This is a genomic window from Portibacter lacus (assembly GCF_021533215.1).
Taxonomy (GTDB): domain Bacteria; phylum Bacteroidota; class Bacteroidia; order Chitinophagales; family Saprospiraceae; genus Portibacter; species Portibacter lacus.
The window spans coordinates 259580-274181 of sequence record NZ_JAJNKA010000007.1; the positions used below are offsets into that span (position 1 = coordinate 259580).

The 14602-nt window shown below is 34.5% G+C and carries 13 protein-coding genes; 1 reads left to right on the forward strand and 12 read right to left on the reverse strand.

Annotation, left to right across the window (positions count from 1 at the left end):
• Nucleotides 1-15 precede the first annotated feature (15 nt).
• The 3 genes from L2586_RS14015 to L2586_RS14025 all read right to left on the reverse strand — a co-directional run bounded on the left by L2586_RS14015 (nucleotide 16) and on the right by L2586_RS14025 (nucleotide 4645).
• Nucleotides 16-1902 (reverse strand): monovalent cation:proton antiporter-2 (CPA2) family protein, encoded by a 1887-nt coding sequence (locus L2586_RS14015; RefSeq protein WP_235293541.1) that lies wholly within the window; start codon nucleotides 1900-1902, stop codon nucleotides 16-18.
• Nucleotides 1899-2501 carry an NAD(P)H-dependent oxidoreductase gene (locus L2586_RS14020; RefSeq protein ID WP_235293542.1) on the reverse strand — a complete coding sequence of 201 codons (603 nt, stop codon included), beginning with the start codon at nucleotides 2499-2501 and terminating at the stop codon, nucleotides 1899-1901. Before L2586_RS14020 ends, L2586_RS14015 begins: the two co-directional genes overlap by 4 nt.
• A 164-nt stretch (nucleotides 2502-2665) precedes the next feature.
• On the reverse strand, nucleotides 2666-4645 hold the full coding sequence (locus tag L2586_RS14025; protein WP_235293543.1) for a DUF3857 domain-containing protein: 1980 nt from the start codon (nucleotides 4643-4645) through the stop codon (nucleotides 2666-2668).
• 177 nt (nucleotides 4646-4822) lie between these two features.
• Between L2586_RS14025 and L2586_RS14030 the strand changes: the two genes are divergently transcribed.
• Nucleotides 4823-5185: a hypothetical protein gene (locus L2586_RS14030; RefSeq protein ID WP_235293544.1), complete on the forward strand. Its 363-nt coding sequence runs from the start codon at nucleotides 4823-4825 to the stop codon at nucleotides 5183-5185.
• 1 nt (nucleotide 5186) lies between these two features.
• Here the strand turns inward: L2586_RS14030 and L2586_RS14035 are convergent, their stop codons facing one another.
• From L2586_RS14035 to uxaC, 9 genes are all read right to left on the reverse strand, one after another.
• On the reverse strand, nucleotides 5187-5942 hold the full coding sequence (locus L2586_RS14035; protein ID WP_235293545.1) for a LytR/AlgR family response regulator transcription factor: 756 nt from the start codon (nucleotides 5940-5942) through the stop codon (nucleotides 5187-5189).
• Nucleotides 5935-7005 carry a sensor histidine kinase gene (locus L2586_RS14040; RefSeq protein WP_235293546.1) on the reverse strand — a complete coding sequence of 357 codons (1071 nt, stop codon included), beginning with the start codon at nucleotides 7003-7005 and terminating at the stop codon, nucleotides 5935-5937. The genes L2586_RS14035 and L2586_RS14040 overlap by 8 nt, the downstream gene beginning before the upstream one ends.
• A 498-nt stretch (nucleotides 7006-7503) precedes the next feature.
• Nucleotides 7504-8694, reverse strand: a complete 1191-nt coding sequence (locus L2586_RS14045) for a CynX/NimT family MFS transporter (RefSeq protein WP_235293547.1) — start codon at nucleotides 8692-8694, stop codon at nucleotides 7504-7506.
• Nucleotides 8695-8847: 153 nt separating this feature from the next.
• Complete coding sequence (gene kduI, locus L2586_RS14050) at nucleotides 8848-9678, reverse strand: 5-dehydro-4-deoxy-D-glucuronate isomerase (protein WP_235293548.1); 831 nt, start codon at nucleotides 9676-9678, stop codon at nucleotides 8848-8850.
• Nucleotides 9679-9697: 19 nt separating this feature from the next.
• Nucleotides 9698-10453, reverse strand: a complete 756-nt coding sequence (locus L2586_RS14055; protein WP_235293549.1) for an SDR family oxidoreductase — start codon at nucleotides 10451-10453, stop codon at nucleotides 9698-9700.
• A gap of 49 nt (nucleotides 10454-10502) precedes the next feature.
• Complete coding sequence (locus L2586_RS14060) at nucleotides 10503-11807, reverse strand: TRAP transporter large permease (RefSeq protein ID WP_235293550.1); 1305 nt, start codon at nucleotides 11805-11807, stop codon at nucleotides 10503-10505.
• Nucleotides 11804-12265: a TRAP transporter small permease gene (locus L2586_RS14065; RefSeq protein WP_235293551.1), complete on the reverse strand. Its 462-nt coding sequence runs from the start codon at nucleotides 12263-12265 to the stop codon at nucleotides 11804-11806. Before L2586_RS14065 ends, L2586_RS14060 begins: the two co-directional genes overlap by 4 nt.
• 1 nt (nucleotide 12266) lies before the next feature.
• On the reverse strand, nucleotides 12267-13235 hold the full coding sequence (locus tag L2586_RS14070; RefSeq protein ID WP_235293552.1) for a TRAP transporter substrate-binding protein: 969 nt from the start codon (nucleotides 13233-13235) through the stop codon (nucleotides 12267-12269).
• The gene (gene uxaC, locus L2586_RS14075) at nucleotides 13236-14600 is read right to left on the reverse strand and encodes a glucuronate isomerase (protein WP_235293553.1); all 1365 of its coding nucleotides are present in this window, start codon (nucleotides 14598-14600) and stop codon (nucleotides 13236-13238) included. It lies immediately after the preceding gene.
• Nucleotides 14601-14602 lie beyond the last annotated feature (2 nt).

Consider the following 14602-nt stretch of genomic DNA (forward strand, 5'->3'; position numbering starts at 1 on the left):
AATTCTTTAGCGCTACTACGCGGTACTGTCTTTTAAAATTTCTCGTATATGCTCACCATCCCAATGATGTTCTTCCTCTACAATTCCTCTTTTAAAATCTTGAACTAAAAGCTTTTCTTGCTGCTCTAATTCATGACGGGCTTTAAAGATATAATTCTTCTCATTATTATTTTCGTTAGCTAGTCTACGCAGACTTTCTTCATCATATTTGATGAAATTTTGAACTTGCATATTTAAAGTATATTTTCTAAACCCAACTTTACTTAACACATCCTTCGCTAGTGTTAAAGAGGTTTCCAGAGACTCTCGATAAATATTTTCAATTCCTAAATTCAATAATTCATAAGCATCATATCTATTTTTCGCTCGGATCATAAGTTCAACATGTGGATAATTTTTCTTTAAAACTTTTATGACTTCCCTTGTTATTCTTGGATTATCTATTGCACTTATCAATATTTTAGCTTCTGCAATTCCAGCAGATTCTAAAAGATCTAATCTAGTTGCATCTCCATAGTATACATCAAAACCCATTTTTCTTAAAAAATCAACTCTATTAGCATCATGGTCTAGGATGGTTGCCTCTACTCCATGAGACCTAAGAAACCGTCCGATGGTACTTCCAAAATGGCCGAATCCTACTAAAATAATTTTATGCGACTTAGCAATGTGGTCCATCGGTCTCTTAATCGATTCTTTAGTTCCTAGATTAGGAAGTATAAAACGCTCATTAACCATTCCGATAATAGGAGTTATAGACATGGTTAATGCTGTTATTACAAGCATCATATCCAACTGAGATTGTTCCAATATTTTTAACTGGAATGCAAAAGATAGTAGTACAAATGCAAACTCACCTATTTGAGCTAAACTAAAGGTTAATAAAAGGTTTTGATTCAATTTCAATTTGAAAAGTCTAGCTGTAATAAAAAGTACGAATCCCTTAATTAAAATGATGGTAATTAAAACACCTGTAATCGTTAATGGATTCTCTGCAATGACAATAAAATTTATCGAAGCACCGACAGCCATAAAAAACAACCCAAGCAATAGATTCTTAAATGGTTCAAGAGTACTTTCAAGCTCATGTTTAAATTCACTATTAGAAAGTACTACTCCACCAAGAAATGCACCTAATGCTGGGCTTATGCCTACGAATTCCATTAAATATGAAATCCCAAAGACAATCAATAGTGCTGCGGCAATTAATAATTCTCTGACACCTACCTTCGCTACCTTTCTAAGCATTGGCACAATTAAATACCGACCTGCAACAATGATTACAACAACCGATAAAATAATGGAGAGCGTCTGAAAACCCATGGGTAGATTATCCAACAAACTTGCTGTTTCAGAATGACCTTCTGCTCCAGAATCTAAATTAACATTTGATAATAGTGGAATGGAACCAAGCATGAAAATCACAATAATATCTTGGAAAAGTAATATTGAAAATGCCGAAGTCCCGAAGGTAGTATCCATAAGACCCTTTTCCTTGATCGTCTGTAAAGCGATTGCAGTAGAAGACAAAGCAACCGCCATGGAAAAAACCAGTGAAACCTTCCAATCAAATCCTAGCATAGTGAAAAGCAAATAGGAAAACAACATTGTCCCAACAACTTGAATGCTTCCCATTCCTAAAATGGTTTTCCGCATTTTCCAAAAATTCTTAGGTTCAATTTCTAGACCTATTAAAAAAAGCATCATCACTACTCCGAATTCTGCGAAGTGGAGAATATCTTGACCTTCTTCGCCAATAAACCCTAGTACATATGGACCGATAATTACTCCTGCTAGCAAATATCCTAAAACAGAACTTAAGCCCAAGCGCTTAGCTATAGAAACACAAATGATCGCACCAGCTAAAAATACAATAGCTTCGAAAAGTAAACTTCCTGTCATATGGCATCTGTTTTTAGTTGAGGAATATCGTTCATGAAATAATAATTTTTCATTGTTGGAGCGGGCATATTGTCTTGGAGTAATTCAATCAATTCTTCATATTTGTCAGCATATTTGTTTAAATCTGTTTCACTTAATTTATAGGTACCCATCACTGCAAATGGAGGATAATAAGTCATTCCGCATAAAGTTGCAGTTTGCTCAAAAGGCCGCAAAAACTCATTCACAGAAAAACCATTTGCTCCTTCGGAACAGTAGATGTCCTTAGATCCTCCTGTAGTAATTACATTCATGCATATCTTAGATTGTAAAGCATTTCCATTGGGCCCATATGCCCAATTAAACTCTAACACCATATCAATCCATTGCTTCATAAGCGGTGGACAGCTGTACCAATAAAATGGATGATGCCATATGATAACATCCTGTTCTAATAATAATTCTTTTTCTGCAGGAACGTCGATGTGGAAGTTTGGATACTGCTCATATAAATCTACCAATGTTACGCCATCTTTCCTTTTAACCCGATCTACTAGAAGTTTATTAGCGCGCGATTTTTCGAAATGCGGGTGCGAAAAGAGTATCAGTATTTTTTTCATGGATTAGGTTTAGCTTGAATATAATATAGGCTGTCCTTAGGATTTTCAAAAATCAATGAATAAAAACTGCGATTTAGCCATTAAGTTTAAGAGATTTGCAATTTAATTATATTTTTTCACAACCAGACTTATACATTGCCTGTGGGATTTCCATGTTACAATTCTTATTCAACCTCTAGCACAACTACCTGACCAAATGAAGAAACCACCAGATCTAAATATTGCTTTAGTTTACCGTATTCATCAGGTTCATAAATTGCTTTCTTTAAGTTGTAATTTCCTGTAGCTGAAAGTATATGGTTCTTCAATTCATATCTTAAATTAATTTCAGCTAGATCATCATTAATCACAATATTTTCAGGCAAGTCAGCCAACTTATATCCATCAGGAATTTGAAATTTAGAATCAAATTCTTTATTCATAATATACGTAAAATCGACTGGATATGTTCTTTCATTCAGTTTTAGCAAATTAGAGGATGGTGCCAAATTTAGAAATGGCTTAATAATAATGTGACCATCGAATTTTTCTGTTTCAAACTTTGACAAAAAATTCATAGAATAGGTCGTTGCGTCACTCTCATATCCACTTGTTTTAGTCTTTAACACTTCTCCAATTCTATCTTTGTAATACTCATTTATATCTGAGATTTCATCTTTAAAAGCGTCGCGTTTATAAAATGCTTCATAATTAGTACACTGGATGGAAACCGTTGCTTTAATATCCATTGATGATGAATCTATGTTAAGAATTAAAGTTTTCTTTTCCAGTGAGCTGGTATTACTGTTCAGACTAATCCACTTTGGCTCATCCTTCTTATTTACGATTAGACCATTTTCATTCAGACTTCTCATTGGCAAAACATTAAATCGGAGTTGTTCTTCACTTGCATCGGCCAAGAAAGCATTCCCTGTGGTCACTAAAGCCACAACATAGTTAGTAAAATGATCGAAAGGGTAATCATAGGGAATTTTCCCATGGTCTCTTGTGCTCAGTATTACTGGAACAGCTTCTATCTTTGCTTCATTCAATAATGCAATTAAAAATAAATTAATATCTGCAACATTTCCTGACTTCAATTTGTGAAAATCTTTAGGCGGCTGAGAGGCAAATTTAGAATTTGAACCATTCCACTTATAATTCTTTTTAACATATTCTATAATGGCTTTCGCCTTATCAATATCATCAGCATCTTCTAATTGCAATTCTGTTTTAAGAATATTTTTAGCAATACGACCACAGTTTTTCAAATAAATTCCGAAATGTTCATTTTTGAGTAATGCTTCATTCAAGTCAGGCCATGTTGATATAATATCTTTACTAATGCCGCTAGGTTCTCTAATTTTAGACAATTGAAAATTCATCCTAATAATATAATCATTAATAGAGGTAATATAACTATCGTCCTCAAATGCTGGGATATCCTTTAATATATAAATATGAACATTCTCTTGGAATTCAAATCCGGTCCCAATAGATCGGTTCAAAGAAAACCACTTTCTCTTTTTTGGGCTAACGTATGAATTTTGAAAATCAAAACCAGAAATACCTTGAGCAAATAATTCATATTCATAAAATGGTATCATGCTAATTTGAAACTCACTATATAATGTTGGAATTCTATCTTGAAATCTCCATTCTGGAAGGCTAAAATAAAATGGTGATTCCAAAACATACTTATACTCTATTATAGAACCTTCTTGAACATCAGGAAACACAAACTTCTTTGATCTTACGTTGTCAGAAACTTGTTGGTCATAAATGTTAGCAGAATCTAACTTCTTCGAAATGTATTGATCTCCTTTAAGTGTATAAGTAAACCCTTCTATAGTATCAATTCTTTCACTTTTGTCAAGATTTTCTACATAATAAGGAAGAGATATTTCAGCGTATTTTAACGCACTTTTATTGAATATTTTAATTCTTTTATGCCTTGTAAATTGAACCTTAAACCCATTTTCAGTACTTAAGAAATGAACCTCACCTTTATCATAGAGTACCACAGCATCTGCTGTAAGATCAGTTTTATAAGCTTTTAGTTCAATTTCCTCAGCCTTAAGTTTTCCAAACTCCACGAATTTGATTTGAGCATGAGATAAAGAACCACTGAAAAGGAAAAGAATTAAGCAGAAAATATTTTTCATGTAAAATGTAGCATTTTGAACGTACTAAATTATTTTAAAAATACGATTTATATGATGTGACAATAAACTACCTTTTTTTATTAAAAATTGCATCCCACTGTTTACAATTGATTTATACTAATGACTAAGTTGTAAAACATTTATTCTATTTCACGGACTTAATAAAAACCATAGACTATGAAATCAATTTTCAAGTTCACAGCAATCGCTTTCCTATTATCTTTCCTATTATCTTCATGTGATATTTTAACATCAGACGAAGAAATATCATGTGATACTTTCACTAATAGTTTCGATAATGCATCAATAGATGTAAAAATGGCAAAAGTAAATTACCAAAATGAAAGTACTGAAGAGAATTGTAAAGCATACAAAGAATCATTACAAGCTTATCTGTTAGCAATCGCAGCTTTGACTACAGTCGATTATTGTATTACAGAGAAAAGTGCAAATGGTGATAATTTTGCTGATATTATTATTGAGGAAACATTAATGACAGAACAAGAATTAGAAAGATTAGATAATGAATGTCCAGATTAAGTTAGGAATCTAACCATTGTTTAAAGTTTACAACACGCTGTCGACTAACAATAACTTGTTCAGAAAAGGCTGGATTCAGTTGGAGAATTAATCGATTGTTGTAATAAGTTTGAATTTCTTCAATTGCATTAATATTCAAAATAAATTTCCTATTGATTCTGAAGAATAATCCTGGATCTAGAGAAGATTCTAATTGATCTAGCGTTTCTTCTAGTATGTGCTTTTTGTTAGGCCCACTCTGAACAAAAGTTAACCCTGAATCAGAAAAGAAATAATTGATTTGATCGGTTTTAACAAAACTGAGTCGTCCTCCATTTTTGATCAGAAATCGTTGTTTATAATTATGACCATTTAGCGCAGTTTCAATGGTTTTTATAACCTGAGGAGAAATGTTTTGTGAGGTAAACTTTTCTAGTTTAAGTATAGCATTATTAAGGTCTTCTTGTTCAATGGGCTTTAAGAGATAGTCTATGCTAGATACTTTAAATGCCTTAAATGCATATTGGCTGTATGCAGTAGTGAAAATTATGGGTATGTCAATTTCTACCTTCGAGAAAATATTAAAACTCAGACCGTCAGATAACTGAATATCCATAAAAATGAGATCTACAGAAGGACTTGTTCTAAGATATTCCACTGAACTTTGAATGCCGTCTTTCACTTCTACAACTTCGATTTCTCGTGAAGTTTTGGCTAACATTTCCTTCAGCCTGTTAACCGCTGGTGCTTCATCTTCAATTATTAAAACCTTATACATATGCGACCTTTTCTTCTTCATGAACGATTAAAAGTGGCAATCCAACCTTAAAATTTCTTTTAGATTTATCGATTTGAATATTTTTATTCGAAACCAACTTATAGCGATCTCGAATATTTGCTAATCCAATTTTTTTCCCGATTTCATAATGAGTTTTTAACTTGATAACATTTTGAACATAAATCATATTACCGTTTTCTGTCCATATATTTACTTCTAATGGATGATCTTGGGAAACTACATTATGCTGAACCGCATTCTCCACAAGAATCTGCAATGATATCGGTGGTACATAACAACTCAAATCCTCGTCTTTAATGTCTAAGTTTAATTTAAAATTAGCACCAAACCTTTCATTCAACAAATAACTATAAGATTTTAGAAACTCAAGCTCTTGATCCAATGGCACTATAGCTTCACGCTCTGTCTCTAAGATATATCGATAAACCTTGGAAAAATCTTTAATAAAATTCTGAGCAGCATCTGCTGTAGATGGAATTAAGTAAGCAAGTGTATTCAAACTATTAAAGAGAAAATGAGGATTAACTTGATTCTGCAGTCCGATTAATATGGCATGAATATTTTCTTTTTCAAGCTTCTCTTTTTCAATTTCAGCCTTCAATAATTTAGTATAAAACCTGGTGCCCTCATAGACTGATATAATCATTGCGCAAACAATAAAGCTAAACAAAAGCATAGTAATATCTTTCGCGCCATCTGGTGGTAAACCAACATCAATCGCTGTATAGATCACATTTAGGATATTAGCAATGATGATAATTCCTGCTATTACAACACCTAATTCGATATAAATCCTCTTTCTTATCTGAGAACGATTCGGAAATTTTTGAATCAGCCAATAAACTAAATACCTAAACACCAACCAATAGATAAATACATATGAAAAGGAAACTGGAAAACAAACCAACCAAAAACTTACACCTGGATCAAAATGTGGAAAATAGTTTATTGCAGCTAAAATAGATATAATAGGAATACCTATTACAAATACCCATTTGTCATCAAAGAGAAAAACATCTTTAAAACTTGCTCTCTTACTCATTAAAATTAAAAATACATGATTGAATTCAATACCAAAGATAAAATATGAGAAAATCTAAATTTATAAAATGCACTATCTCTTCTACCACCTGCTTTTAGATTTATAAGAATTAACAAATGCTATTTATCAACTTTAAAGAAGTCAATAAAATAAATTTCCTAGACATGTAGAAAAATGAATGAAAGTTTCAACAGTCGCTCCGACTTAGGGTGTTATCGGAGCTCTTGTTGATTATGACCTCTGCAATTTGCATAGTTTAGGTAAAACAAGAGATCATATAAAAAGGGTATCTATAAAAATCTAGTATGATGCGTTAGGTTTCTAAAACTAATGACAATTAGAAGTGAATATCTAAAGTAAAAGTAGTAATAGCAAGTAAAATATTTTGAATCATCCTTTCTTAGAGATGAATTGCATAATAGCTAATTTGAGTTGAAAATCTTAAAGCTTATTCTACTACCTCAAAGTCATTAGGACTAAGTTTTAATTAGATATAAACTAAGATACAACTCCTGATTTACCTGCTCCAAGACCAACATAAAGTTTCATGATGGATAATGCTAGAAGCAGATATAGAGATAAATTCCAATTTCCTGAAAGGTCGAAAAGACTACCAAATAGTATAGGTCCTGTTGCTGCTATTAGATAACCTATAGATTGCGCCATCCCAGATAGTTCTGTTGCGCTTTCAGTATCTGAAGAACGTACCACTATGAATAGTAAAGCTAATCCAAAAGAACCTCCTAATACAAATCCGATCAAAGAAATCCATATATAGACAGGACCTAAAATTGGAAATATTAAACCTAAAACACCTATTATTTCCATAAAAATTAGCATCGCCACGACTACTCTTTGGTCATTCATTTTTCCAGCAATATTGGGAATAATTAGAGAACCTAAAATCCCAGTTGCTTGGCACAGTGATAACATCCATCCTGAAAATTCCGCGTTATATCCTCTGCCCTGAAGAATGGAAGGTAACCAAGCTAATATAACATAGAATGTAAAGGATTGGAATCCCATAAATAGTGCAACTTTCCACGCTAGCCTGGAGCTAGTCATATTCTTGATGCCTTCTAAAAAGTTTCGATTAGATGATGTTTTCTTAAGTCGCCATAACTGAGGAATCCAAATGATAATAGCAACTATTACCGGAATCACCCATAAAGCTAAAGAAGTGCTCCAACCGAAGTTATAATTATAGGCTAATGGTACACTCAGTCCCGCAGCTAATGAAGCACCAATTGCCATAGTACTGGAATATAAACTGGTAATAAATCCAGAGTTAGCTGAAAAATTTCGTTTGGTTAGACTAGGAAGCAATACATTCCCAAAAGCTATTGCAATTCCAAAGAACAATGTTCCCAAATAAAGAAATGGGAGAAATGAAATAGAACGAATCACTATTCCTAAAGCTAGTAAAATTAGTGCTCCGAATAGCGTTAAACCTGTTCCGAATCGTTTTGTAAATAATGGTGCAAGAATAGAAACAATTCCAAATCCAATCAATGGAAGTGTAGTCAGCAAACCTAACATAAAATTAGACAGTCCAGTGTCGCTTCTGATATCTTCAATGAGAGGTCCTACACTCGCGAGAGCTGGACGTAGATTGAAGGCAATCATCAAAATTCCGACGACTAATAACCCATTACCAACCTTCTGGAAACCTTGAGACTCCTTGTGCAATATTTACAACTTTAGACGATAAGTACACGAAAGTAGATAAATCATTGCAGCTTAAAGCTTTTTATACTTTAAGATATGATTTAACATGCCCCATTAACTATTTTTCTAAATAGAAACTGTTTATTTTAACTCTTTCAGAAATTGATAATTACTCTACATAATATCATTCAACTCGACAAAGTCCATATCCGTAAAGTCCTTATTTTCCCCAGCCATTGCCCAGATGAACGAATAACTAGCCGTACCACTTCCTGCATGGATAGACCAAGGCGGAGAAATGATAGCTTGTTCATTCTGCACCCAAAGGTGTCTCGTTTGCTGTGGGTCTCCCATGAAATGCATGACACCGTGATTTTCAGGAACATCAAAATATAAATACAATTCACTTCTTCGATCATGCGTATGAGGAGGCATCGTGTTCCAAACAGATCCTTTATGCATTACTGTAAGTCCCATTACAACTTGACAACTTGCGATTCCGTCATTATGGATATACTTATAAATCGTTCGTTCGTTAGCGGTATCACTAGAACCTAGCGTTACAGGTAGTGCATCTTCTTTAGTATATAATTTGCTAGGATGCGTCATATGTGCTAAAGCAGAAAAACAATAGAATCTTGCAGGATTTTTAGCGTCAGCAGAACTAAAACTTACGTCCTTAGTGCCTTTACCTAAATAAACACAAGATAATTTCTCGACATCGAAGGTCTCTCCATCTCCAGTAATGCTTCCCTTTCCTCCTACATTTATGATTCCTATTTCTCTTCTTTCCAAAAAGTAATCACTTTTTAATGCATCAAAAGTATCTAAAACAATATCGCCTTTAGTCGGTACCACACCACCTACCACCATTCGATCATAGTGGCTATATACAAAATTGGCTTCGCCGTCTTCAAACAGCTCTTCCATTAAAAAATTTTCTCTTAACTCCTCCGTGTTCATCATTTCAACTTCACGAGGATTGGATTCATATCTTTCTTCCATGATATTTAAATTTTTTTTATTATCTACCCATCCAACCACCATCTACTACTAGTATCTCTCCTGAAACATAGTCAGAAGCTCTAGAAGCTAAAAATACGATTGGACCTTTAAAATCTTCTGGTTTCCCCCATCTTCCTGCGGGAATTCTTCCTAAAATAGCATCACTTCTTTCTGGATTATCCTGAAGTGCTTGTGTATTATCTGTAGCAATATATCCAGGAGCAATTGCATTCACTTGAACGTTTTTGCCTGCCCATTCATTGGATAAAGCTTTGACTAAACTACCTATCGCGCCTTTACTTGCAGCGTATCCTGGAACGGTTATTCCGCCTTGGAACGTAAGTAACGAAGCCGTAAAAATGATCTTACCTCCACCCTGCTCTATCATCGTTTTACCGATTTCTCTAGCTAGCACAAACTGCGCATTCAGGTTTACTTCTATAACGTTATCCCAATAATCATCAGAATGTTCGGCTGCAGGTGCACGTTTTATCGTTCCTGCATTATTCACAAGGATATCTATTTTCTTTCCTTTTATTTCTTCCAAAAATGCGTAGACAGAAGATCGATCACTAAAATCTGCTTGGTAAGCTTCAAATTTCCTCCCCAACTTTTGTACTTCTTGTTCTATCTTACTTCCTGTTTTTTCCAATGTAGCTGATACACCTATAATATCCGCACCAGCTTCAGCTAATCCTATCGCCATGCCCATACCAATTCCTCTTTTACATCCCGTTACGATTGCTGTCTTCCCTGTTAAATCAAATTGTCCCAAAACTTAAATTTCTTTTTTGTTAAATTAAATAAATATCAATTACCAGTTTTTATAAACCAAATAATTTTGGTAACCATAAACTAATAGAAGGTATAAAGGTAACTAAGATTAAAGTCGCAATCATTGCCAGTAAAAAAGGGATTAATGGCTTAATAATTTCCGAAACCGAAATCTTAGCGACTCCAGCACCAACAAACAATATCGTTCCTACTGGTGGTGTACATAATCCAATACATAAATTCAATACCATGATGATCCCAAAATGAACTGGATCCATTCCTAACTGTGTAACAACAGGTAAGAATATTGGCGTAAATATTAAAACAGCAGGCGTCATATCCATAAAGGTTCCGACTACCAATAAAGTTAAGTTAATCAATAAGAATATTGCAATCGGATTACTGACGGTATCCAATAAGAATCCTGTCATTAACTGCGGTATACTTTCAAAGGAGAACAACCATGACATCGCCATAGATGTACAGATCAAAAACATCACTATCGCAGTCGTTTTCGCACTATCTAATAATATGGACGGCAAATCTTTGACTTTTATACTTTTATATGCGAAACCAAGTATGCCAGCGTAAACAATAGCTATCGCAGCAGCCTCTGTTGCAGTAAATATCCCTTGAACAATTCCTCCTACGATGATTACTAGCATCAGCAAACTAAAGAATGACTTCCTGAAATCATTCCATAATTGACTTAATTTAACACGGTCTCCTCTTTTAATTTTTTTCTTGAAAGCGATATATGCCGCAACTAATATCAGGGACAGACCCACTAAGAAGCCAGGCAAGTAACCTGCTATAAACAATGCGGCTACTGACGCTGTTCCTCCAGAAGCTAATGCATAAACGATTAATACATTACTTGGAGGTATCAATAGTCCTGTCGTAGAAGAGGTTATGTTAACTGCAGCACTAAATGGTACGGGATATCCTTCATCCTTCATTCGGTCGGTCATTACACTTCCTATCGCAGATGCAGCCGCTACAGCAGAACCCGAAATAGCACCAAAAAGCATGGAAGCTAAAACATTGACATAAGCTAATCCACCTGGTAAACTCCCGACGGCAGATTTCGCAAAATTAACGAGCCGATTCGCAATCCCACCCCGATTCATCAGCTCACCAGCGAGAATAAAAAACGGTATGGCCAACAAGGCAAAACTATCTATCCCAATCGTCATTCGCTGAGAAACAGTTGTGATTCCTGGAAAAAATGGGATGTTTATTAAGAGCGTTATAACAGTAGATATACCGATAGCATATGCTACTGGAACACCATAAGCAAGCAATCCAAAAAAGCTTATAAATAATACAATGATGCTGATTAATTCTATACTCATGGTCTTGTGATGTTATAGATGGAATAAAAAATAATGATTAAACCACTGATAGGAACAATGCTGTAAATAAATCCAAGCGAGATTCCCATTGCTGGTGATTGTTGACCAAGAATAAATGTCAAGTAAACTAAATTTCCACCTCCTATAACCATAACAATTAAGGCAAATAAGAGCATAAGAATTTCAATAATTTTTAATCTTTTCTTAAGTGCTTCGGGGCTTAATTTTCGAAGTAAGTAATCCATGGACAAATGAGCCCGTTGACCATTCAAGTAAGCAGCACCTAATATAGCTAGCCATATTAACGCAAATCTTGCAAATTCTTCCGTAAATGAACTAGACTGTCCTATCAAGTATCTACTGACAACCTGCCAGATAACATCTAGGACTAATAAAGAAAATATAAAAACCAGAAAATACTCAATGGCTTTATTCATCGTTTTGTACGCAACTTCCATCTTATTGATTTTGAATTTCTTCAACCACTTTCTTCATGGCTGGATCTGAAGCAAATTTTTCAACTACACTCTTTGCTTTTTCGGCAAATAAGGTTTTATCAGGTTTAATTACAGTTACACCTGCTTCTTTTAGAATAACCATACATTCTTCCACATTTTCCTTCCAGAATCTTTTTTGAGCGATAGCAGATGTTTTAGCTGCTTGTTCTACCCATTCTTTCTCTTGATCATCTAGTGTACTCCAAAATTTAGTACCCATCACCAGTACATCTGGCAAGGAACTGTGTTCATCCAGAGAATAGTACTTACATATTTCATAATGTCTGGATGTCACAAAAGATGGTGGATTATTCTCTGCACCATCCACAACACCTTGCTGCAAAGCCGTATATAATTCACCATATGCCATCGGTGTTGCTGAGCCACCTAGCGCATTAACCATATTAACAGACATCTGATCACTCATGACCCGAATTTTCATACCATCTAGATCTGATGGTTCTTTGATTGGTTTTTCTTTTGTATAGAAACTTCTGCTACCTGCATCGTAGAAACACATACCTTTTAATAAGTAATCGCTTCCTGCATCCAGAATGGCTTGTCCTGTTGGCCCCTCTAAAACTTTGAACAAGTGCTCCTTGTCTCTAAAGAGGTAAGGAATACCAAGAACTTTGTATTCAGGAGCAAAATTGGCCATTGCAGCTGCACTAACCTTGGTCATAGAAATACTGCCTATTTGCAATAATTCAAGAACCTCCCTTTCAGTGCCTAATTGGCCATCAGGAAATATTTTTACGATAACTTTTCCACCAGAAATCCGTTCTGCTTCTTCTGCAAATACTTCCATTCCTTTATGAACTGGATGAGTGATAGGAAGTGTATGCGCGAGCAAGACCCGTTTATGATCTACTACATTATTGCAGCTAATGATCGAAAAGAAAAATGAGACAAAAACTAGTAATCTTACCATTTAGAATTTAAAATAATTTTTAGCATTAAAATAACTGATGTTTTGAACCATGCTGCCTAGCAATTCCATATCCTTAGGGATTTCTCCTTTTTCCACATCTTGTCCAATAATATTGCAAAGTATTCTCCTGAAATATTCGTGTCTAGGAAAGGAAAGAAAGCTACGACTATCAGTTAGCATTCCTAAGAAAGTGGACAATAGACCCATATTAGACAGGGCATTCATTTGTTTCTCCATTCCATCCTTTTGGTCTAGAAACCACCAAGCAGAACCATATTGGATATTTCTGAAATTACCTGCCATTGTTGCAAAAACTTCATTATCACCTGGATTCAGATTGTAGAGAATAGTTTTACCTAATTTATTGACCTTGTTCAATTCATTTAGAAAATAGGACATCGATTCTGCTTGCGAATAATCCCCTATCGAATCACAACCTACATCAGCTCCTATTTCATCACTTAATCTGGTATTATTATCGCGAATTGCATTTACATGATACTGGGCGACCCAGCCTTTTTCATAATACATTACCCCAAGCTCGTGCATTAATCTTGCCTTATAAAAACTCAATTCATCTGGAGTTATAAATCCGCCATCTATTCTTTTAGCAACTAGTGCATTTAGGTCAATTTTATTGCTATTTGGCTTATGAAAATGTGCTATTCCATGATCAGCTAATTTACATCCTGTTGCATCAAAGAAATTAATTCTCTCTTGCAGATAATTAAGAAGATCATCAAAGTTAGAAATATCGTAATCTGCTATTTCAATACTGTTTAGATAATCATCCTTTTCGATGTGGATAAATTTATCTGGCCTAAAAGTAGGAAACATTTTCAAATCAGATTTTCCCTTGAAAGCAATATGGTGTTCTAAGGAATCCGTTGGGTGATCTGTTGTGCATACCACCTCGACATTTTGCATTTCTAGTAAACCTTGAGTTGTAAACTCATCTTTTTGAAGAAAATGATTACATTTTTCAAAGATCGATTTTGCCGTTTTCGGCGATAGTAATTCTTTAATTCCGAAATAACGCTGTAACTCGAGATGCGTCCAGTGATATAATGGATTCCGAAGAGTATGCGGTACTGTTTCTGCCCACTTTTCAAATTTCTCATAATCTGAAGCATCACCCGTTATATAATCTTCCGGGATACCAAGAGCACGCATTGCTCTCCACTTATAATGATCACCGTCTAGCCAAACCTCCGTGATAGATCTAAATTGCTTGTTACTAGCAATCTGCTCAGGAATAAGGTGATTATGGTAATCAATAATCGGAAGATCTCTTGAAAACTCATGAAAAAGTTCTGAAGAAGTATCTGTATCCAGTAAAAATTCAGCATCTAAAAAAGTCTTCATAT